Annotated in this window: 19 protein-coding genes; 13 read left to right on the top strand and 6 right to left on the bottom strand. The window is 69.8% G+C overall.

Going from position 1 to position 18780, the window contains the following annotated elements:
* Window positions 1–32 precede the first annotated feature (32 nt).
* Window positions 33–665 (bottom strand): pseudaminic acid biosynthesis-associated methylase, encoded by a 633-nt coding sequence (locus O4N75_RS01725; RefSeq protein ID WP_267231934.1) that lies wholly within the window; start codon window positions 663–665, stop codon window positions 33–35.
* A gap of 10 nt (window positions 666–675) precedes the next feature.
* The gene (locus tag O4N75_RS01720) at window positions 676–1371 is read right to left on the bottom strand and encodes a glycosyltransferase family protein (protein WP_269627676.1); all 696 of its coding nucleotides are present in this window, start codon (window positions 1369–1371) and stop codon (window positions 676–678) included.
* Window positions 1372–1506: 135 nt separating this feature from the next.
* Between O4N75_RS01720 and O4N75_RS01715 the strand changes: the two genes are divergently transcribed.
* Complete coding sequence (locus O4N75_RS01715; RefSeq protein ID WP_269627675.1) at window positions 1507–2376, top strand: class I SAM-dependent methyltransferase; 870 nt, start codon at window positions 1507–1509, stop codon at window positions 2374–2376.
* Here O4N75_RS01715 and recQ read toward each other — a convergent pair.
* Window positions 2373–4217, bottom strand: a complete 1845-nt coding sequence (gene recQ, locus O4N75_RS01710; protein WP_269629421.1) for a DNA helicase RecQ — start codon at window positions 4215–4217, stop codon at window positions 2373–2375. The genes O4N75_RS01715 and recQ overlap by 4 nt on opposite strands.
* 63 nt (window positions 4218–4280) lie before the next feature.
* The gene (locus O4N75_RS01705; RefSeq protein ID WP_269627674.1) at window positions 4281–6020 is read right to left on the bottom strand and encodes an amidohydrolase family protein; all 1740 of its coding nucleotides are present in this window, start codon (window positions 6018–6020) and stop codon (window positions 4281–4283) included.
* 219 nt (window positions 6021–6239) lie between these two features.
* Between O4N75_RS01705 and O4N75_RS01700 the strand changes: the two genes are divergently transcribed.
* From O4N75_RS01700 to O4N75_RS01680, 5 genes are all read left to right on the top strand, one after another.
* A complete protein-coding gene (locus tag O4N75_RS01700) occupies window positions 6240–7058 on the top strand; it encodes an SH3 domain-containing protein (RefSeq protein WP_269627673.1) in 819 nt (272 codons plus the stop codon).
* A gap of 221 nt (window positions 7059–7279) precedes the next feature.
* Window positions 7280–8809: a signal recognition particle protein gene (ffh, locus tag O4N75_RS01695; RefSeq protein WP_269627672.1), complete on the top strand. Its 1530-nt coding sequence runs from the start codon at window positions 7280–7282 to the stop codon at window positions 8807–8809.
* A gap of 20 nt (window positions 8810–8829) precedes the next feature.
* Entirely contained in the window at window positions 8830–9294 is a 465-nt protein-coding gene (gene rpsP, locus O4N75_RS01690; RefSeq protein WP_269627671.1) for a 30S ribosomal protein S16, read from the top strand.
* Window positions 9295–9306: 12 nt separating this feature from the next.
* A complete protein-coding gene (gene rimM, locus O4N75_RS01685) occupies window positions 9307–9849 on the top strand; it encodes a ribosome maturation factor RimM (protein WP_269627670.1) in 543 nt (180 codons plus the stop codon).
* 63 nt (window positions 9850–9912) lie between these two features.
* Window positions 9913–10290, top strand: a complete 378-nt coding sequence (locus tag O4N75_RS01680) for a limonene-1,2-epoxide hydrolase family protein (RefSeq protein WP_269627669.1) — start codon at window positions 9913–9915, stop codon at window positions 10288–10290.
* Window positions 10291–10300: 10 nt separating this feature from the next.
* Here the strand turns inward: O4N75_RS01680 and O4N75_RS01675 are convergent, their stop codons facing one another.
* Together O4N75_RS01675 and O4N75_RS01670 are read right to left on the bottom strand one after the other, a co-directional pair.
* Complete coding sequence (locus O4N75_RS01675; RefSeq protein WP_269627668.1) at window positions 10301–12466, bottom strand: tetratricopeptide repeat protein; 2166 nt, start codon at window positions 12464–12466, stop codon at window positions 10301–10303.
* Window positions 12467–12547: 81 nt separating this feature from the next.
* The gene (locus O4N75_RS01670) at window positions 12548–13408 is read right to left on the bottom strand and encodes an acyl-CoA thioesterase II (protein WP_269627667.1); all 861 of its coding nucleotides are present in this window, start codon (window positions 13406–13408) and stop codon (window positions 12548–12550) included.
* A 191-nt stretch (window positions 13409–13599) separates the two neighbouring features.
* Here O4N75_RS01670 and trmD point away from each other — a divergent pair, with 191 nt between their 5' ends.
* The 7 genes from trmD (at window position 13600) to O4N75_RS01635 (ending at window position 18745) form a co-directional block, all read left to right on the top strand.
* Window positions 13600–14310: a tRNA (guanosine(37)-N1)-methyltransferase TrmD gene (gene trmD / locus O4N75_RS01665; RefSeq protein WP_269627666.1), complete on the top strand. Its 711-nt coding sequence runs from the start codon at window positions 13600–13602 to the stop codon at window positions 14308–14310.
* A 26-nt stretch (window positions 14311–14336) separates the two neighbouring features.
* Window positions 14337–14723 carry a 50S ribosomal protein L19 gene (gene rplS / locus O4N75_RS01660; RefSeq protein ID WP_267231919.1) on the top strand — a complete coding sequence of 129 codons (387 nt, stop codon included), beginning with the start codon at window positions 14337–14339 and terminating at the stop codon, window positions 14721–14723.
* Window positions 14724–14922: 199 nt separating this feature from the next.
* Window positions 14923–15411 (top strand): helix-turn-helix domain-containing protein, encoded by a 489-nt coding sequence (locus O4N75_RS01655; RefSeq protein WP_269627665.1) that lies wholly within the window; start codon window positions 14923–14925, stop codon window positions 15409–15411.
* Window positions 15408–15989: a 2-hydroxychromene-2-carboxylate isomerase gene (locus O4N75_RS01650; protein WP_269627664.1), complete on the top strand. Its 582-nt coding sequence runs from the start codon at window positions 15408–15410 to the stop codon at window positions 15987–15989. Before O4N75_RS01655 ends, O4N75_RS01650 begins: the two co-directional genes overlap by 4 nt.
* Window positions 15990–16018: 29 nt before the next feature.
* On the top strand, window positions 16019–16717 hold the full coding sequence (locus O4N75_RS01645; RefSeq protein ID WP_269627663.1) for an SDR family NAD(P)-dependent oxidoreductase: 699 nt from the start codon (window positions 16019–16021) through the stop codon (window positions 16715–16717).
* A gap of 46 nt (window positions 16718–16763) precedes the next feature.
* The gene (locus tag O4N75_RS01640; protein WP_269627662.1) at window positions 16764–17621 is read left to right on the top strand and encodes a bifunctional hydroxymethylpyrimidine kinase/phosphomethylpyrimidine kinase; all 858 of its coding nucleotides are present in this window, start codon (window positions 16764–16766) and stop codon (window positions 17619–17621) included.
* Window positions 17618–18745, top strand: a complete 1128-nt coding sequence (locus O4N75_RS01635) for a serine hydrolase domain-containing protein (protein WP_269627661.1) — start codon at window positions 17618–17620, stop codon at window positions 18743–18745. Before O4N75_RS01640 ends, O4N75_RS01635 begins: the two co-directional genes overlap by 4 nt.
* Window positions 18746–18780 lie beyond the last annotated feature (35 nt).

Below are 18780 nucleotides of genomic sequence, written 5' to 3'. Positions count from 1 at the left end.
CCAATTGTTCCCCCTCTGGGGAGGAGCTCGGCTCACCCCTTCCGGAACAGCCACCACGTCGCATCGTCCAGCCCCGTCGCGCGCTTCCAGAAAAAGCCGTAGTCGACCAGCTGCAGGTCCGGGAAGCGGTCCATGTAGAGGCCGCCGAAGTCGTTCTTGAACAGCAGGCCTTCGTGGCCGCGATAGCTCAGCGTCTCGGGCCGCGGCGAGAAGTACTCGGCGCACAGCACGTACTTCGACGACACCCGGTGGATCTCGTCCATGGTCGCGGCCAGCCGCGAGGGATCGACGTGGATCAGCACCCCGGTGGTGAAGGCCATCTCCACCGCGCCGTCGGCCAGCGGGATCTTGTCGCCGAAGCCTTCGTACAGCCGCTCGGCCGGCAGGATGCCGTCGGCCAGCACCCGCGCCCGCGCCGTGGCGTTCGGCTCGATGGCCGAGAGCTCCGCGCCCAGCAGCCGCGGCATGACCCGCAGGTTGAGGCCGAGATTGCAGCCGACCTCCAGGATGGTCTTCGGCGGGTCGCCCGCGAAGGCCTGGGCGAAGCGGCCCCACATGAAGGTCCGCGCCCGCAGCGCCTCGTCCGAGGCGACGTTGCGCTGCGTGTACTCGGCGCCGAAGTCGCCCGCCCAGGCGGATTTCGGGTCGGCCGGCGTGCCGGTCATGGGAAGGCTCCTAGGTGTCAGGTTCGAAGTGGGAGAAGGGCAGGGCCCGGATGTCGTCGGACGTGAAGTCCGGCTTGGTGGGATAGAGCGCCGCATAGACCTTCTCGACGAAGGCGTAGTCCTCGGGCGTGTCGACGGTCCAGCGCAGTGCGCTCTCGTCGCGGTCTTGAACCAGCTCGCCCTGGGTGAAGGGCGCGCCGGGGCGATAGAGGAACGGCGTCACGTGCTCGCGGTCATAGGGATCGGTCGCCTGCCGCCCGGCGGTCAGCAGGTCCTGCGCATCGAACACCTCGACGTCCAGCCCGCGCGGATAGGTGCGGTTGCGGCCGTTCGAGCAGTAGTCGACACCCAGGCTGGCCTGCAGCCGAACGCAATCGTCGATCACGCCCGGGTCGGCCAGCGGGCAGTCGGCGGTCAGCCGCACGACCTGGCCGCTGATCCCCAGCGTCTCGATAGCCCCGACATAGCGGCCCAGCACGTCGGCCAGCGGCCCGCGATGGACCTCGACGCCGATGTCCGCAAGGAAGCTCGCCAGCGCGTCGTCGCTGGGATCGTCGCTGGTCGCCACGACGAGGCGGCTCAGGGTCTTGCAGCGGCGCAGGCGTTCGAGCTGGCGTTCGACCATCGGCCGTCCCGCCAGCGGCTTCATCACCTTGCCCGGCAGCCGCGAAGAACTCATCCGCGCCTGCAGGATCGCGATCGCCATGCCCGTTCCCCTCGACTGGCGCGAGGTTAGGGCCAGAGCCTTTCGCCGGTCTTAACCGTGCGGGCCCGGGCGGGTAGCCAACAGGACGCGGACAGCGCTATGGAACCCTCCTCCTTCTCGCTTAGGTAGTCACTCATGTTGCCTCCCGACGACGCCAAGGCGGTCGCCGCCGCCGAAACTCTCGCCGCCTCCGGGGCCGGCGTGGATCAGGTGCTGGCCCAGCTGCGCGCCACGCTCTCGCTCGACGCCTTCGGGATGCTGATCATCGACCTGCCGCGCGAGGACCTGCCGCACCTGTCGGCCCTGCTGCCGCGCATGGCCAGCGACGAGACCCAACGCAACTTCACCGGCAACGCCGGCCTGACCCTGCTGCGCGAGACGGTCAGCTTCGTCCGCGCCCTGGCCTATAACTACGCCGCCGTCCGCAACCGCTCGCTCTCCCAGGCCCGCGTCCTCGACTACGGCTGCGGCTACGGGCGCATCACGCGGATGATGTACTACTACACCGACCCGACCAGCATCTGGGCGATGGACCCGTGGGACTTCGCCGTCGACCTATGCCGCGAGGCGGGGCTGATCGGCAATCTGGCGCAGTCGGACTACCTGCCCAAGTCGCTGCCAGCGCCTGAACGCTCGATCGACGTCGCCTTCGCCTTCTCGGTGTTCACCCACACCTCGCGCTCGGCCACCGATGCGGCCCTGGGCGCCCTGCGCCGGCACATCGCCGACGACGGCCTGCTGGCCATCACCATCCGCGCGCCCGAGTACTGGGACGTCAATCCCGACTACGCCGACAAGGCCGAGACCTACAAGGAGCTGCACGCCCGCGACGGCTTCGCCTTCGTCCCGCACCAGCGCGACACCGTCGAGGGCGAAGCGACCTACGGCGACACCTCGATGACCCTCGACTTCATCACCGCCAACTATCCGGACTGGAAGATCGCCGGCTCCGACTGGGCGCTGGCCGATCCCTACCAGCGCTACGTCTTCCTGCAGCCGGCCTAGACGTCCATGCCGCGCAGCACGGCGAGCACCGCCTCGCCGTAGCGCTGCAGCTTGCCCTCGCCGACGCCGGAAATGGCGCCCAGGGCCGAGAGATCCGACGGCTTGCGCCCGGCGATCTCAGCCAGGGTGCGGTCATGGAAGATCACATAGGGCGGCAGGTGCTGGCGCGCGGCCTCGTCGCGGCGCCAGGCGCGCAGCGCCTCGAACACCGGCTGGTCGTGGGCGCCGACCGCCAACGCCGCGCCGCTCTGGCCCTTGCGCCGGCCGCCGGACCGCGCCTTCGGTTCAGGTTCCTGCGGTTTGCGCAGCGAAACCTGCCGCTCGCCGCGATAGACCGCCTTCACCCCGTCGGCGTCGCCCAGCCCGATCAGCGGCCGCCCATCGTTAGGGTCCTCGCGCAGCAGGCCGTCGAACAGCAGCTGGTCGATCAGGTCGCGCCAGGCGATGGCGCTCAGCTCCTGGCCAATGCCGAAGGTGGTGAGGCTCGCCTCGAAGCTCGACGGATCCTTGGTCTTGCCCAGCAGGTGATCGACCAGCCGCCCGCGGCCGAACCGGCCGCCCATGCGGTGCACCGCCGAAAGCGCCATCTGGGCCGGGCGCGTGGCGTCCACCGTTTCGACTTCGCCCAGGCACAGGTCGCACTGGCCGCAGGCCTTGACCCCCTCTTCGCCGAAATAGCGGCGCACCGCGGCGGCGCGGCAGGTCGTGCCGTCCAGCATGGCGTAGAGCTGGCGGACCTTGCGGCCCTGGACCTGCTTGACGCTCTCGTCGACGTCGCGGCCGTCCAGCCGCCGGAAGGCCCAGGCCATGTCGGCCGAGCCGTAGAGCGTGATGCCCTCGGCCGGATCGCCGTCGCGCCCGGCGCGGCCGATCTCCTGCCAATAGGCTTCGATCGAGGCCGGGGGATCGGCATGGATCACATAGCGGACGTCCGGCTTGTCGACGCCCATGCCGAAGGCGATGGTCGCGACCATCACCGCCTCGTCGGCCTCAAGGAACTTCTCCAGCCGGTCGGCGCGGACGTTCTTGTCGAGACCCGCGTGGTAGGCCAGGGCCGGAACCCCCGCCCCGCGCAGCGCCTCGGCCAGCTTGTCGACCCCGTCGCGCGACCCGGCATAGACCACGCCCGAGCGGCCTGGCCGGGCGGCGACCAGCTCCAGCACCCGCTTGTGGCCGGCCCCGCGCTTGCGCTCGGCCGACAACGCCAGTTCCGGCCGTGCGAAACTGGCTACGAACTCGGCCGAGTCCTCCAGCCGCAGTTCGGCGCGGATGTCCTCGCGGGTGCGGTTGTCGGCGGTGGCGGTGACCGCCAGCCGCGGCACGTTCGGGAAGATGTCGGCCAGCCGGCCCAGCATCCGGTATTCGGGCCGGAAGTCGTGGCCCCACTGGCTGACGCAGTGGGCCTCGTCGATGGCCAGCAGCGCCAGCGGCACCCGCGACAGCCGATCCAGCATCGAGGGCTGCATCAGCCCTTCCGGCGAGATGTAGAGCAGGTCCAACTCGCCGCGGTCGATCTTCTCCCAGGTCTCGGCCCGCTCCCAGGCCTCGCCGGTGGAATCAAGCTTGGCGGCGGCGACGCCCGACTGCTGCAGGCCCGCGACCTGGTCGGTCATCAGCGCGATCAGCGGCGAGACCACCAGCCCGAGGCCGGGGCGCATCATCGCCGGGATCTGATAGCAGACGCTCTTGCCGCCGCCGGTCGGCAGCACGGCCATGGCGCTGCGCCCGGCCAGCACCTCGGCGATCACCTCGGCCTGGCGGCCGCGAAAATCGGCGTGCCCGAACGTGCGGCGCAGGATCTCCCGCGCCCCGTCCAGGGTCGGCGTGTCGTCGAGGTCCATACGCGGCGCGAGGGAGGCGGCCATCCGGGGCTTATGGCCTGCGTCGGCGCTCAGGCCAAAGCGCTATTCCGCCGCGATCGCAGCCGGCGCCGCGCGCGCCCCGCGCAGCAGCCGCCCTGGCAAGGCGCCGGTCGGCTGGCCGTCGCGATAGGTGACCTGGCCGGCCACGATGGTCGCCACATAGCCGTCGGCCCGCTGCACCAGCCGCCGCCCGCCGGCCGGCAGGTCGTAGGCGACGCTCGGCGCGCCCAGGGTCAGGCCCTCATAGTCGATAACATTGAGGTCGGCGCGGTAGCCGGGCGCCACCAGCCCGCGGTCGTGCAGGCCCAGAGCGGCGGCGGTGTCATGGCTCTGCATCCGCACCATCGCCTCCAGCGCCAGCTTCGGCCCGCGCGTGCGGTCCCTCGTCCAGAGGGTCAGGTTCGAGGTCGGGAACGAGCCGTCGCAGATCATCCCCACATGCGCCCCGCCGTCCGACAGGCCCGGCACCGTGTCAGGGTGGTTCAGCATCTCGAACGACGGGTCCAGCGAGCCGCCCGCATAGTTGAGGAACGGCAGGTAGAGCATCCCCCGGCCTCCGTTCGTCAGCATGTGGTCCAGCGCCAGTTCCTCGGGCCGCACGCCGCGTGCATTGGCGAGCGCCAGCACCGTGCGGTCCGGCGTCTGCTCGTAGTCGGGCGTCTCGCCCATCAGGAACATGACCTTCCAGTTCTGGGTCATGTTGGCGGCGAAGGCGGCCGAGGCCTCGTTGCCCTCGCTCAGCAACTGGGCGCGGAATGTGGGATCGGCCAGCTTGGCGACCCGATCCGCCAACGGCAGCGCGGCGATCGCCTTGTAGCTCGGATAGTGGGTGAACGGATTGAGCGTCAGTTCCAGCCCGAACAACACCCCCACCGGTCGCCCGCAGACCTGGGCCCGCATCGGCAGGCCGGCCTCGCTGGCCTCCTCCAGGCGGTCGAGCAGCAGCCGCCACTGGGCCGGCTGGGTCGGGCTCTGGACCAGCGAGAACGACAGCGGCCGCCCCGAGGCCTCGACGATCCGCCGCAGCATGGCGAACTCGGCTTCCGGATCGCCGAAATCGGAGACGAACTGCAGCGCCCCCTTGCCCGCCGCCGCGAGCCCCATGGCGATCCCGGTCAGCTCGTCTTCCGAGGCGGTCAGGGTCGGGGTCGGCTGGCCGTCGCTGGTCCGGTGATTGAGCGTGCGCGAGGTCGAAAAGCCCAGCGCCCCGGCCTCGACCGCGCCCTTGGCGATGACGGCCATGGCGGCGATGTCGGCGGGCGTGGCGTCCTCGCGGTTGGCGCCGCGCTCGCCCATCACGAACACCCGTAGCGCCGCGTGCGGCAGCTGAGCGCCGATGTCGACGTCGAACTGGCGGCCCTCCAGGCTGTCGAGATAGTCGGGGAAGCTCTCCCAGTTCCACGGCAGGCCCTCGGTCAGCACCGGGAAGGGAATGTCCTCCACCCCCTCCATCAGCCGCACCAGCCGGTCGTGGTCGGCCGGCCGGCAGGGCGCGAAGCCGACGCCGCAGTTGCCCATCACCACCGTGGTCACCCCGTGCCAGGACGAGGGCTGCATGCGCTGGTCCCAGGTCGCCTGACCGTCATAGTGGGTGTGGATGTCGACAAAGCCAGGCGTCACCAGCTTGCCGCGGGCGTCGATCTCCTCGGCTCCAGCGCCGGCCACCTGGCCGACCGCGGCGATCAGTCCGTCCTTCACCGCGACGTCGGCCGCGAAAGCCGGGCGGCCCGATCCATCCGCCAGCATCCCGCCCCGGATCACCAGGTCATAGGCCCGTTCCATGGCGCTCTCCCTTATGCCGTCTTGTCTCCGAGGCTCGGCGGCGATTACCCGCCCGCCCAGGGGGTCAGGTCAAGGGCGCCGTGGCGGCAGCCGGCCGGCGGGCCGATACGATTTTTGATTGCCGCCGGGTATGGAACGGAACCCCGTGCAGGCGCATTTTTGCGGCGCAGCTTGTTCGCCCCGCTCCGGGGCCCCGACCCGTCCTCCAGGAAACCCGTCATGCGTCCTTCTCAAGTCACCGCGGCCGTCGTCGCCGTCGCCCTCGCCCTTCCGGCCACGGCCGGCGCCCAGCCGACCCTGCGCCAGGGCAGCCCGCTCTCCTCGATCTTCGGCTGCGACGCGGGCGGCAACAAGCAGGCCGGCGGCGCGGTGATCGGCGGCCTGGTCGGCGGCGTGGTCGGCAGCAACCTCGCCAAGAACGAACGCACCCTCGGCACCGTGCTCGGCGCCGCGGCCGGCGCGGCGGCCGGCTCGTACATCGGCTGCCGGATGCAGCGCAGCGACCAGCAGAAGGCCCAGGCCGCCACCCAGTACGCGCTCGACCGCGGCGGCTCGCAATCGTGGTCCAACAGCGAGACCGGCGCCTCGGGCGACGTCCGCGTGGTCTCGACCTCGAACGGCGGAGGCAATGGCGGCGGTCGGCCGGTCTCGCTCAGCGGCCTGCGGTTCGCGAGCGGCGTCGAGCCGGCGGGCGCCTACGAGGCCGCCTCCGGTCCCTACACCGCGCCCAAGGCCGTCAACATCCGCGCCCGGCCGACCACCTCCGCGCCGGTCGTCGGCAAGCTGTCGGGCGGCCAGAGCTTCGACGCCCTGGCCCGGGTCAGCGGCACGCCCTGGCTGCTGGCCGGCCGCGACGGCCAGGCGATCGGTTACGTGTCCGACACCGTGGTGCGCCCGGCCGGCGGCAACCAATACGCCGGCGGCAATTCAGTCTGCCGCACCTTCGATCAGACCATCCGCACCCCGAGCGGCGCGCCGGAAACCTCGCGCCACACCGCCTGCAAGGGCGCCGACGGCCAGTGGGTGGTGCAGGGCTAACCCTGCATGCGGGCGGCGCCCCCACGCAATGCGTGGCGTCGCCCCTTCAAATCCTTGACCTAAAGCATCCACAGGGGCATAAGCGCCCCCTTCTGGCGCATAGCATTCGCGCCCTCCACCGCCACGACCCCCACGACTTATGTGGGACGAGGGCGGCGAGGCCCCCCGTCGACGTGATCGTCCACGGGGGTCGATTGCGTTTGGGCCTATAGGAGTCTCGCGTGTTTGACGCACTGACAGATCGGCTTTCCGGGGTCTTCGACCGCCTCTCCGGGCGGGGCGTGCTCTCGGAAAAGGACATCGACGAAGCCCTGCGCGAGGTGCGTGTCGCCTTGCTCGAGGCCGACGTCGCCCTGCCCGTCGTCCGCGAGTTCATCTCCAAGGCCAAGGAACGGGCCGCCGGCGAGGAGGTGATCCGCTCGATCCGCCCCGCCGACCAGGTGGTGAAGATCACCTATGACGGCCTGGTCGAGATGCTGGGCGGAGATGTCGCCGAGGGCCTGAACCTCGCGCTCAACCCGCCGACGGTCATCATGATGGCCGGCCTGCAGGGCTCGGGTAAGACCACCACCGCCGGCAAGCTGGCGCTGAAGCTGGCCAAGGACCGCAAGAAGGTCCTGCTGGCCTCGCTCGACACCCGCCGCCCGGCCGCCATGGAGCAGCTGGCCCTGCTGGCCAAGCAGGCCGGGGTCGAGAGCCTGCCGATCGTCGCCGGCCAGTCGGCGCCCGACATCGCCCGCCGGGCCATGTCCGCAGCCAAGCTGCAGGGCTTCGACGTCGTCATCCTCGACACCGCCGGCCGCACCACCATCGACGAAGCGATGATGGCCGAGGCGGCCGAGATCGCGAAGATCGCCAGCCCGACCGAGACCCTGCTGGTCGCCGACAGCCTGACCGGCCAGGACGCGGTGCGCACCGCCACCGCCTTCCACGAGCGCCTGCCGCTGACCGGCCTGGTGCTGACGCGGGCCGACGGCGACGGCCGCGGCGGCGCGGCCCTGTCGATGCGCGCGGTCACCGGCCTGCCGATCAAGTTCCTCGGCGTCTCGGAAAAGATCGAAGGCCTCGACGTCTTCGACGCCCGCCGCGTGGCCGGCCGCATCCTGGGTCAGGGCGACGTCGTCGCCCTGGTCGAGAAGGCCGCCCAGGACCTGGACGTGGCCAAGACCGAGGCCATGGCCAAGAAGCTGGCCAAGGGACAGTTCGACCTCGACATGATGGCCGAGCAGTTCAATCAGATGAAGCGGATGGGCGGCATGGAAGGCCTGATGGGCCTGCTGCCGGGCGTCCAGAAGGTCAAGAAGCAGCTCTCGGAAGCCAATGTCTCCGACAAGATGATCGACCGCCAGATGGCGATCATCTCCTCGATGACCAAGGCCGAGCGCAAGAAGCCCGACATCCTGCAGGCCTCGCGCAAGCGCCGCATCGCCGCCGGCGCCGGGGTCGATGTGGCCGAGATCAACCGGCTCCTGAAGCAGCATCGCCAGATGGCCGACGCCTTCAAGATGATGAGCCGAGACGGCGGCAAGGGCTTCGCCCGCATGGCCGGTATGATGGGCGGCGGCGGCATGGACCGTCTCAAGGCCCTGGGCGGCGGCAAGATGCCGGCCCCCGATCCCAAACAACTGGAAGAACTCGGCAAGCTGGCGAGCCAAGGGGGCGGTCTGCCCGGCCTCGGCGCTCCCGGCGGCCCGAAGCTTCCTGGCCTCGGCAATCTGCCGCCGGGCTTCAACCCATTCAAGAAATCCTAGAGCTTACAAAGGACTAACCCATGCTCAAGATTCGTCTCGCCCGTGGCGGCGCCAAGAAGCGCCCCTACTACAACATCGTCATCGCCGACTCGCACTCGCCGCGTGACGGCCGCTTCATCGAGAAGGTCGGCGCCTACAACCCGATGCTCAAGAAGGACGACCCGGCGCGCGTCACCCTGAAGGTCGAGTCGATCCAGGCGTGGCTCGCCAAGGGCGCCCAGCCGACCGACCGCGTCGCCCGCTTCCTGGCCAACGAAGGCCTGGTGAAGTGGCAAGCCGGCAACAACCCGAACAAGGCCGAGCCGGGCCGCAAGGCCAAGGAACGCGCTGAAGAGCGCGCTCAACGCGAAGCCGACCGCGCCGCCGCCGCTGCCGAAGCCGCCGCCCAGCCGGCTCCGGAACCGGAAGCCGCTCCGGCTGAGGAAGCCCCGGCCGCCGAAGCTCCGGCCGCTGAAGAAGCCGCCCCGGAACAAACCGAAGGCTAACTCGAACCCGACATGGGCGACGAAACGCACAATCTGATTTTCGTCGCCCAGGTCGGCGCCGCCCATGGCGTACGCGGCGAGGTGAAGGTCACCACCTTCACCGCCGACCCCATGGCCCTGGCGAACTACAAGACCTTGATGCGTCAGGACGGCTCGCCCGCCCTGACCATCGCCTCGGCCCGCCCGACCAAGGGCGGGATCGTCGCCCGCCTCAAGGGCGTGGACGACCGCAACGCTGCTGAAGCCCTACGCGGCCTCAAGCTCTACATTTCCCGCGAAAGCCTGCCGCCGACCGACGAGGACGAGTTCTATCTCGCCGACCTCATCGGCCTCGCTGTCGAGACCGCGGCCGGCGAGCTGCTGGGCAAGGTCAAGACCGTCCAGGACTTCGGCGCCGGCGACCTGCTCGAGATTCAGCCGAAGGCCGGGGCCAGCTGGTGGCTGCCCTTCACGCGCGAGGCGGTGCCGGAAGTCCGCATCGCCGAGGGCAGGCTGATCGCCGAGCCGCCGCCGGTCATTGAGGCCGACCCGAACGAAGGCCGCGAGGAAGACTGACCCTGGCGCTCCGCCCAAGCAAAAGGCTAGGTTGCACCAAACAACCAGTCGGGGAGAGCGACCATGGACCAGAACGAACAGACCATTCGCGACTTTATCGCGGCCTGGTCGCGGCTCGACCCCGATGAGCTGACCGGCTTCTTCACCGACGACGGCACCTACTACAACATGCCCACCCGGCCGGTCACAGGCCGCGAGAACCTGCGCGCCTTCATCGCCGGGTTCGTGCGCGGCTGGACGTCGACCCAGTGGGACGTGCTCAACCTGATCTCGCGCGGCGACGTGGTGATCGCCGAGCGGCTGGACCGCACCATGGTCGGGGAAACCGCCGTCGACCTGCCATGCTGCGGCGTATTCGAGATGCAGGACGGCAAGATCAAGGTCTGGCGCGACTACTTCGACCTCGCCACCTACACGCGCCCGCTGCAGCCGGCGTCCTGAGCCGCGGCGGTCAGGCCCGCTGGGCCAGCACCGCCTCGCGCTGCCGCGCGAGGTCGGCCCGCGCCTTGGCCATCAGCGCCTGGATCGCCGGATCTTCGCGCAGCGCCGCCAGGTTCGGCTGCTGGTCGAGCCACAGGCTCTCGTCCCACAGGAAGATGCCGCGCCAGCCGTTCTGATAGGCGCTCTCCAGCGCCGCGATCGCCTCGGCCCGCATGCCCTTCTCGGCGAACACCTTGGCCCGGGCGACGAGCCAGTCGTTCGGCGGCCGTTGCCCCGGTGTCGGCGCGGTCACCTTCAGCACCTCGTCCAGCAGCCGCTTGGCCTGCGCCCGGTCGCCCGTTCGGTTCAGCGCATGCGCCGCCACGGTCGGCATGGCCAGGTCCAGCCCGGTCACCGCCGGCTCCGGCGAGAAGATGTCCGGTCGCAGCTTCTTCAGCGCCGCGACGCCCTCGGCGTACTTGCCGGTCATCACCGAGGTTTGGAACACCACCATCGGCCAGAACGGCTCGTCGTCCTTGGCCATCAGCGAACGGCCCATGGCCAGCGCGCCTGGCCAGTCGCCGCGATTGCAGAGGATCGTGATCTCTCCCAGCTCCTTGGCTGGCGACTCGCTGATCGCCCGGAGCACCGCATCGGCGTCGTCACGCAGGCCGAGGTTCATGTAGACCCATGAGGTCTGGAGCGAGATGAATGGGTCCTGGCCGTCGGCGATCGCCTTCAGCCACGGCTCGGCCTCATCGAACCGGCCCTTCTCGGTCAGCACCATGGCCAGCTGGTACTTGGCCTGTTCGTAGTCGGGGTAGAGCTCGGTGGCCGAATGGAACTGGCGCTCGGACTCGTCCAGCTGGCCGATGTTCATCAGCGCCTTGCCGTAGGTCATGATCGTCGAGCGGTTCAGCGGATCGAGGGTCAGGGCCTTGCGCCCGAACACCACCGCCTGCTCCGACTGGCCCAGGTCATTCAGCCGCGAGGCCTTGGCGCTCAGCGCCTCGGGCTTGTTAGGGGCCAGCTTCAGGGTGCGGGCGATGGCCTCGTCGAACGCCTTCTCGTACTGGGGACCGCCGATCCGGATGCTCTGCACGCGGGCGATCATCGCCTTGGCCATCCAGACGTCCGGCGACTCCGGATCGAGCTGCACCGCCTTGTCGATCGCCCCCTGCGCGACACGGCCGGCCTCGCCTATGTCCATCGACAGGCCCTGCTGGGCCAGCACCATCGTCGCCTGGGCGTAGCCGGCGAAGGCCGCGGCGTTCCGCGGCTCCAGGTCCATCAGTTTTTCGAACCCCGTCCGCGCCTGCTTCAGCGACTCCGGATCCTGGCGGCGCAGCTGCGCCATCGAGGTGAGCTGCAGGGCGTAGGCGTCCGGGTTCCGCGGCTCCCCGCCGGGCCGCGCGCCGCGCAGGGCCAGCTTGACCTTCATCGCCTCGGCCACCGCTTCGCCGATCTCGGTCTGCAGGGCGAGGGCGTCGATCATCTGGCGGTCATAGGTCTCCGACCACAGGTGGAAGCCGTCCTTGCAGGCGACCAGCTGGCAGGTGACGCGCAGGCGATCGCCCTCGCGCCGCACGCTGCCCTCGACCACGTGCGCGACGCCCAACTTCTTGCCGACCTCGCGCAGGTCCTGGTTCTTGCCCTTGAAATAGAAGCTGGAGGTGCGGCCGGCGACCTTCAGCTCCGGCGACTGAGCCAGGCTGTTGATCACCTCCTCGGTCAGGCCGTCGGCGAAATACTCGGCGTCCTGCGCCCGGCTGAAGGTCGTGAACGGCAGCACCGCCACCGACTTGTCTGGCGGTCCGCCCAGCATCTGCAGCGGCCCGCCGCGCATCACCCCGCTGACCGTGGCCGCGGTCACCCCGAGCACCAGGCCCATGCCGCCCAGCAGCATGACGTCCATCCGGGTCAGCCCCGTCCTCGGCGGGGCCTCCTCGCCTTCGGGCAGGGTCGTGCGGTGAATGCTTCCGTCCGGCGCGCGTTCGAACGCCCAGGCGATGATCGCGGTGATGGGCAGGCCGAGCGCGAGCACCACCAGGGCCGCCTGGCTGGTCCACTTGGGAAAATCGAGGGTCTCGAAGATCGTCTTGGCGACCTGGAAAATCCCCCAGGCGGTCACCGTATAGAGCGCAGCTACACGAATGACGTTTCGACGCTTCAACTCACTGAGGAACTGTCCGAACACTCGCACGCCCCCTCCGAGGAAGCGCCGAGCCTAACAGTCGGAAAACAAAGGCGGCAAGCGCGAGCTCGCCGCCATTTGGGACTACTTCTTCATCCGCATCAGGCCTTCCTGGGCCACCGAGGCGACAAGCGTCCCGTCCTGGCCGTAGATCGCGCCGCGCACGAAGCCGCGGCCGCCCGAGGCGCTGGGGCTGTCCTGGGTGTAGAGGTGCCAGTCGTTGAAGTTCGAAGCCTTGTGGAACCACATCGCGTGGTCGAGGCTGGCCGACTGCAGGCCCGGCGTCTGCCAGGCCACCCCGTGCGGGCGCATCGCGGTCGACAAGAGATTCATGTCCGAGGCGTAGGCCAGGATCACTTGGTGCATGCGCGCGTCGTCGCCGATCGGGGCCACCGCCCGCATCCAGGTGTCGCTCTTGGGCTCGCTCGGCTTGGGCTTGCGGCCGAAGCCGTAGTTGTCGCGGCCGACCATCTCGATCGGGCGCGGCCGGTTCATCATCCGGCGCATCTCTTCGCTCATGCCGTCCAGCACGGCCCTCTTGTGGGCCTCGGCCTCCTGCGCCATGTCGCCCGCGCTACGCACGGCCGGCATCGGCGCCTGGTGCTCGAAGCCGTCTTCGGCGACCTGGAACGAGGCGGCGAGGTTGAAGATCTGCTTGCCGTTCTGCACCGCGATCACCCGGCGGGTGGTGAAGGTGCCGCCGTCGCGCGAGCGGTCGACCTCGAACAGGATCGGGATCCGCGGGTCGCCCGGTCGGATGAAGTAGCAGTGCAGGGAGTGGCAGATCCGCTCCTCGACCGTCTCATAGGCCGCCAGCAGCGACTGGGCGATCACCTGGCCGCCGAAGATCCGGCCCGGTCCGTCCTCGGGCGAAACGCCGCGGAAGGTGTTCACCTCGATACGTTCGAGGGCCAGGGTCTCGGTGAGGATTTCGGGCGTTTCCATCGGATCTCTAAAAATGCTGCAACTGCGAAAGGCACCGGCTTAAGCCGATAGCGGCGTTCCGGCAAGTTGGCCGATCCCCTAAGCGCCATCTCGATTTGCGCGCGGACGCGCCGGCCCTCCGCAATCAGGCTGGGACGCATGCGGCCCGGACGTCAGTGGAATTTCAACGCCCAATGGTCCAAAAGCCGCCCATGTCCTTCGACGCCACCGTCCTGACCATGTTTCCCGAGGCCTATCCCGGCCCGCTCGGCGTCTCGCTGATCGGCACGGCCTGGCGCGAGCACGGTCTGTGGACTCTGGAAACGGTGGACATTCGCCAATTTTCCAAGGATAAGCGCGGCTTCCTCGACGACACCCCTGCCGGTGGCGGTCCTGGACAGGTTATGCGGGCGGACGTCATCGCAGCCGCGCTGGACAGCGTGGATCGGCGGGGACGGCCGCTTTTGTACATGAGCGCACGGGGTCGGCCCCTGACCCAGGCGCGCGTGAGTGAGTGGGCCAAGGGCCCGGGACTGATCGTCCTGGCCGGTCGGTTCGAAGGGGTGGACCAGCGGGTGATCGACGCCCGGGGGTTCGAGGAGATCAGCGTCGGAGACGCGGTCCTCGCCGGCGGCGAGGCGGCGTCCCTGGTGGCGATCGAAGCGTGCGTAAGGCTCGTGCCCGGCGTCCTCGGCCAGGCCGAAAGCTTGAGTGAAGAGAGTTTCGAGGACGGGCTCCTGGAGCACCCGCAGTACACCAGACCGCGGGAATTCGAGGGGCTTGAGATACCGCCCGTACTGCTCAGCGGTCACCACGCCGATATCGGCAAGTGGCGGCGGAGCCAGCGCGAAGCGGCCACGCGGGAACGACGTCCGGACCTCTGGGCGGCGCATCTCGCCAATCAACAGGCAAAGGGCGAGTAAAGCCCAGTAGGACAAGGACGACTGACATGAACATCATTCAGCAGCTCGAAAAAGAAGAGGCCGATCGCCTCATCGCCACCCGCTCGATCCCGGACTTCCAAGCCGGCGACACCCTGCGCGTGAACGTGAAGATCAAGGAAGGCGATCGTGAACGCGTGCAGGCCTACGAAGGCGTCTGCATCGGCCGTCAGGGCGGCGGCATCAACGAGAGCTTCACCGTCCGCAAGATCTCCTTCGGCGAAGGCGTGGAACGCGTGTTCCCGCTGCACTCCCCGAACATCGAATCCATCGAAGTGAAGCGTCGCGGCGTCGTCCGTCGCGCCAAGCTCTACTACCTGCGCGACCGTCGCGGTAAGTCGGCCCGGATCGCCGAGCGCCAGACCGCCCGCAACACCGAGACCACCGAAGCCTAAGGCTTTCGGACACCTCCGAATTCAAGCGGCGGCTGGAGCGATCCAGCCGCCGCTTTTCGTTTGGCCCCTCCCCGCCAGAAGAACGAGTATCTGTTCTCTGTCCCCGAAAGCGGGGAGAGGGAAATTCAACGCCGCTCCCCTTGCGTCCGGCCCCGCGCCCATTAACTCCAATAATAAGAGTTACTGAGGAGCCCAACCAATGCGCGCCAAGTCCTTCGCCGGCATGACCTGTTCCGTCGCCGGCGCGCTCGAGGCGATCGGCGACCGCTGGGCGGTGCTGCTGCTGCGCGACCTGGCGCTGGGCCTGTCGAAGTACGACGAGCTGCAGGCCTCGACCGGCATGCCGAACACCACGCTCTCGAGCCGCCTCAAGCACCTGGAGAGCACCGGCCTGGTCGAGCGCCGCCCCTACCAGGACAATCCCCCCCGCCACGACTACCGGCTGACCGACAAGGGCGCCGACCTCTGGAAGGTGGTCACCGCCCTGCGCGAATGGGGCGACCGCTGGGACGCCAACGGCCTGGGCGCGGCGACCATCGAACTGGTCGACGGCGCGAGCGGCCATCCGCTGGTGCTGGCGCTGGTCGACGCCGAGACCGGCCAGCCGGTGCCGCGCGAGCGGGCCCGCCTACGCCCCGGCCCGGCCGCGGCCCCCGGCCTCAAGAAACTGCTTGGAGGAAACCCATGACCGACGCCCTGACGCGCACGCGCTTCTTCTTCGATTTCCGCAGCCCCTACAGCTACCTGGCCAGCACCCAGCTGGACGACCTGCCCGGCGAGTTCGACTGGCGGCCGTTCGACGTGCTGGAGACCATGAAGCGGGTCGGCAACGTGCCGACCACCGTCATCTGCAAGCCCAAGCAGGCCTATGCCCGCCAGGACCTCGGCCGCTGGGCCGCGCTCTACGGCGCCCAGCTCAGTCCCAATCCCGGCATGAGCGGCATCGACGGGCCGCGGCTGCTGCACGCCGCCCTGGCCGCCCGCAAGCTCGGTCATGGCGAGGAGGCAGCCCGCCGGCTGTTCCGAGCCATGTGGGCCGGCGACGCGCCGCTCGCCGCCTCGGAAGACGTCGCCGCCCTGCTCGCCGACCTCGGCGTCACCGCGGACCTGATCGACGCCCCCGAACGCGCCGCCGAGCTGGAGGAGGGCACCGCCGCGGCGGTCGAAGCCGGGGTCTTCGGCGCGCCCAGCTTCGTCACCGAAGGCGGCCTGCTGTTCTTCGGCAACGACCGCCTCGACTTCCTACGCCGCGCGCTCGCGGCCTAGGTCCTCTCTCTCCCAGAAGGAACGCCCAGATGAAACCGCTCGCCATCGTCACCGGGGTCGGCCCCGGGACCGGAGCCTCGATCGTCCGCAGGTTCGCCGCCGACGGCTACCGCGTGGCCATGCTGGCCCGCGACTTCGACCGCCTGGCCGCCCTGGCCCAGGAGATCCCGGAAGCCGTCGCCGTGCCGGTCGACGTCTCCGACGCCGGGGCGCTGACTGCCGCCGTGGACGATCTCATCGTCCGCTTCGGCACGCCGAAAGTCGTGGTCCATAACGCGGTCGGCGGGGCGTTCGGCAACTACCTCGACATCGACCCGGCCGTGCTGGAGCAGAACTTCGCGACCAACGTCATGGCGCTCTATCACCTGGCCCGTCAGGTGACGCCGAGGATGATCGAGGCCGGCGGCGGCGCGCTGATCGTCACCGGCAACACCTCGGCCCTGCGCGGCAAGGCGAGCTTCGCCGGCTTCGCCCCGACCAAGGCCGCCCAGCGCATCCTGGCCGAAGCCATCGCCCGCGAGGTCGGGCCCAAAGGCGTGCATGTCGCCTATCTGGTGATCGACGCGGTGATCGACGTCCCCTGGACCCGCGAACGCTGGAAGGAGGCGCCCGACGACTTCTTCATCGCCCCGGACGACATCGCCGGCGAGATCTTCCACCTGGCTCACCAGCCGAAAAGCGCCTGGTCGTTCCTCGCCGAGGTGCGGCCCTACCGCGAGACCTGGTAGCCCCCAGCTTGTCGGGGCCCGGGCCGCTCGGCTAAGCAGGGCGGCCATGCCGCTCGCGCTGATCATCTCCAGCCACGTCGCCGCCAGCCATGTCGGCGGAGCGGCCCAGGCCAGCGCCCTCTCGATCCTGCGCATCGACGCCATGGTCGCCCCGACCGTGCTCTACGGTCGGCATCCCGGCTGGGGCCCGCCCGGCGGCGCCAAGGTCGAGCCGGCCGTGCTCGAGGGCGTGCTGGCCGGGATCGAGGCCAACAAGCTCTTTGGCCAGACCGATCTGGTGCTGACCGGCTATTTCGCCTTCCCAGAACAGGTGCTGGCCGCCGCTCACGCCATCGACGCGGTCCGCGGCGCCAAGCGCAGCGGCTACGGCGGCGAAGCGCCGCGCCAGCCGGTGGTCATCATCGACCCGACCATCGGCGACGCCGGCAAGGGGCTCTACGTGCCGGCCGAGGTCGCCGAGGCGATCGCCGAGCGTCTGGTTCCGCGCGCCGACATCCTGGCCCCCAACGCCTGGGAACTGGCCCGCCTGACCGGCCTGGAGACCCGCACCCCGCAGGACGTGCTGGTCGCCGCCCGGCGGCTCGGCAAGCCGGCCCTGGTCTCCTCGATCGGCGGGGCCAAGGAGATCGGGGTGATCTATGTCGATCCGCACGAAGCGTGGATGGCCGCCCACCCGCGCCTGCCCTCGCCCCCCAAGGGCACCGGCGACCTCCTGAGCGCCCTGTTCGGCGCGGCGATCCTCGACGGCTTGAGCGGCTCCTACGCGCTCGCCCGCGCGGTCGGCGGGGTGGCCGAGACCGTCGCCGCCGCCCATGCGGCCGGGGCCGCCGAACTTCCCATCGTCGCCATGGCCCAGCGGCTGAAGGCGACCTCCCCCAGCGTACGATTGGAGCGATTGGCATGACCCCCGAGATTCACGGCCTCTGCCCCGAGCGCTTCGCCGGCGTCCGCGCCGCCTTCGAGGACAACTTCGCGACCGGCCAGGAGCTGGGCGCCCGCTTTTCCCTGGTGCAGCGCGGCGAGCTGGTCGTCGACCTCTGGGCCGGCTTCGCCGACCGCCAGCGCACCAAGGCCTTCGACGAGACGACCCTGACCCCCGTGTTCTCGACCACCAAGGCGATCGCCGCCCTGCTGATCGCCCGGCTGGTCGACGCCGGAAAGCTCGACTACGCGCAGCCCGTCGCCGACGTCTGGCCGGAATTCGCCCAGGCCGGAAAGGGCGCCATCACCGTCGAACAGGTGATGAGCCACCAGGAGGGTCTCTCCGGCTTCCCCGAGGAGATGGAGCCCTCGCTCTGGTTCGACTGGGACGCGATCTGCGCCAAGCTCGCCGCCATGGCCCCGCTGTGGCCGCCGGGATCGGCCAGCGGCTACCACCCGATCACCTTCGGCTACCTGGCCGGCGAGATCTTCCGCAGGGTCGACGGGCGCACCATGGGCGCCGCCCTGCGCGAGGACCTGGCCGGGCCGTTCGGCCTCGACCTCTGGATCGGCCTGCCCGACGCCGAGCACCACCGCGCCGCCGACCTGCAGCGCCCGAACGGCCTGCCGAACTTCGGCGAGATCAACGCCGCCACCAAGGCCGCCTTCCTGACCCCCTGGTCCTCGCCGGCCGGCCGCGGCCAGGCCGAGTGGCGACGGATCGAGATCCCCTCCGCCAACGGCCACGCCACCGCCCCGGCCCTGGCCCGGCTGATCGGGGCCCTGGCCAATGACGGCTGGCTGGACGGCGAGACCATCCTGTCGCCGGCCCTGATCGCCGAAGCCTCGCGCGAACGGATCCACGGCCAGGACCTGGTGCTGCCGTTCGTGATGAGCTGGGGCGCCGGCTTCATGCGCAACTCGGCGGTCAAGGTCTGGGGCCCGGGCGAGCAGACCTTCGGCCATTCCGGCTGGGGCGGCTCCTGCGCCTTCGCCGACCCGGAGACCGGCCTGGCCGGCGCCTATGTCATGAACAAGCAGTCCACCGACCTGATCGGCGACGCCCGCGCCAAGCGGCTGATCGAGGCGGCCTACGCCGCGCTGTAAGCGCGATAGCCGAAAGTGGGACGCGGCTTCGGCGT

The sequence above is a fragment of the Phenylobacterium sp. NIBR 498073 genome (assembly GCF_027286305.1).
GTDB lineage: Bacteria > Pseudomonadota > Alphaproteobacteria > Caulobacterales > Caulobacteraceae > Phenylobacterium.
Note: the sequence above shows the minus strand (reverse complement) of the source record. Positions and strands in the feature narration are given on the sequence as shown.

Bases quoted from the DNA above. Each gene is read 5' to 3' on its own strand.
- O4N75_RS01725 (WP_267231934.1), bottom strand. From the start codon at position 665: ATGACCGGCACGCCGGCCGACCCGAAATCCGCCTGGGCGGGCGACTTC.
- rplS (WP_267231919.1), top strand. From the start codon at position 14,337: ATGAACATCATTCAGCAGCTCGAAAAAGAAGAGGCCGATCGCCTCATC.
- O4N75_RS01650 (WP_269627664.1), top strand. From the start codon at position 15,408: ATGACCGACGCCCTGACGCGCACGCGCTTCTTCTTCGATTTCCGCAGC.
- O4N75_RS01655 (WP_269627665.1), top strand. From the start codon at position 14,923: ATGCGCGCCAAGTCCTTCGCCGGCATGACCTGTTCCGTCGCCGGCGCG.
- O4N75_RS01640 (WP_269627662.1), top strand. From the start codon at position 16,764: ATGCCGCTCGCGCTGATCATCTCCAGCCACGTCGCCGCCAGCCATGTC.
- O4N75_RS01670 (WP_269627667.1), bottom strand. From the start codon at position 13,408: ATGGAAACGCCCGAAATCCTCACCGAGACCCTGGCCCTCGAACGTATC.
- O4N75_RS01705 (WP_269627674.1), bottom strand. From the start codon at position 6,020: ATGGAACGGGCCTATGACCTGGTGATCCGGGGCGGGATGCTGGCGGAT.
- O4N75_RS01700 (WP_269627673.1), top strand. From the start codon at position 6,240: ATGCGTCCTTCTCAAGTCACCGCGGCCGTCGTCGCCGTCGCCCTCGCC.
- O4N75_RS01720 (WP_269627676.1), bottom strand. From the start codon at position 1,371: ATGGCGATCGCGATCCTGCAGGCGCGGATGAGTTCTTCGCGGCTGCCG.
- O4N75_RS01715 (WP_269627675.1), top strand. From the start codon at position 1,507: ATGTTGCCTCCCGACGACGCCAAGGCGGTCGCCGCCGCCGAAACTCTC.
- trmD (WP_269627666.1), top strand. From the start codon at position 13,600: ATGTCCTTCGACGCCACCGTCCTGACCATGTTTCCCGAGGCCTATCCC.
- O4N75_RS01645 (WP_269627663.1), top strand. From the start codon at position 16,019: ATGAAACCGCTCGCCATCGTCACCGGGGTCGGCCCCGGGACCGGAGCC.
- rpsP (WP_269627671.1), top strand. From the start codon at position 8,830: ATGCTCAAGATTCGTCTCGCCCGTGGCGGCGCCAAGAAGCGCCCCTAC.
- O4N75_RS01635 (WP_269627661.1), top strand. From the start codon at position 17,618: ATGACCCCCGAGATTCACGGCCTCTGCCCCGAGCGCTTCGCCGGCGTC.
- recQ (WP_269629421.1), bottom strand. From the start codon at position 4,217: ATGGACCTCGACGACACGCCGACCCTGGACGGGGCGCGGGAGATCCTG.
- O4N75_RS01680 (WP_269627669.1), top strand. From the start codon at position 9,913: ATGGACCAGAACGAACAGACCATTCGCGACTTTATCGCGGCCTGGTCG.
- rimM (WP_269627670.1), top strand. From the start codon at position 9,307: ATGGGCGACGAAACGCACAATCTGATTTTCGTCGCCCAGGTCGGCGCC.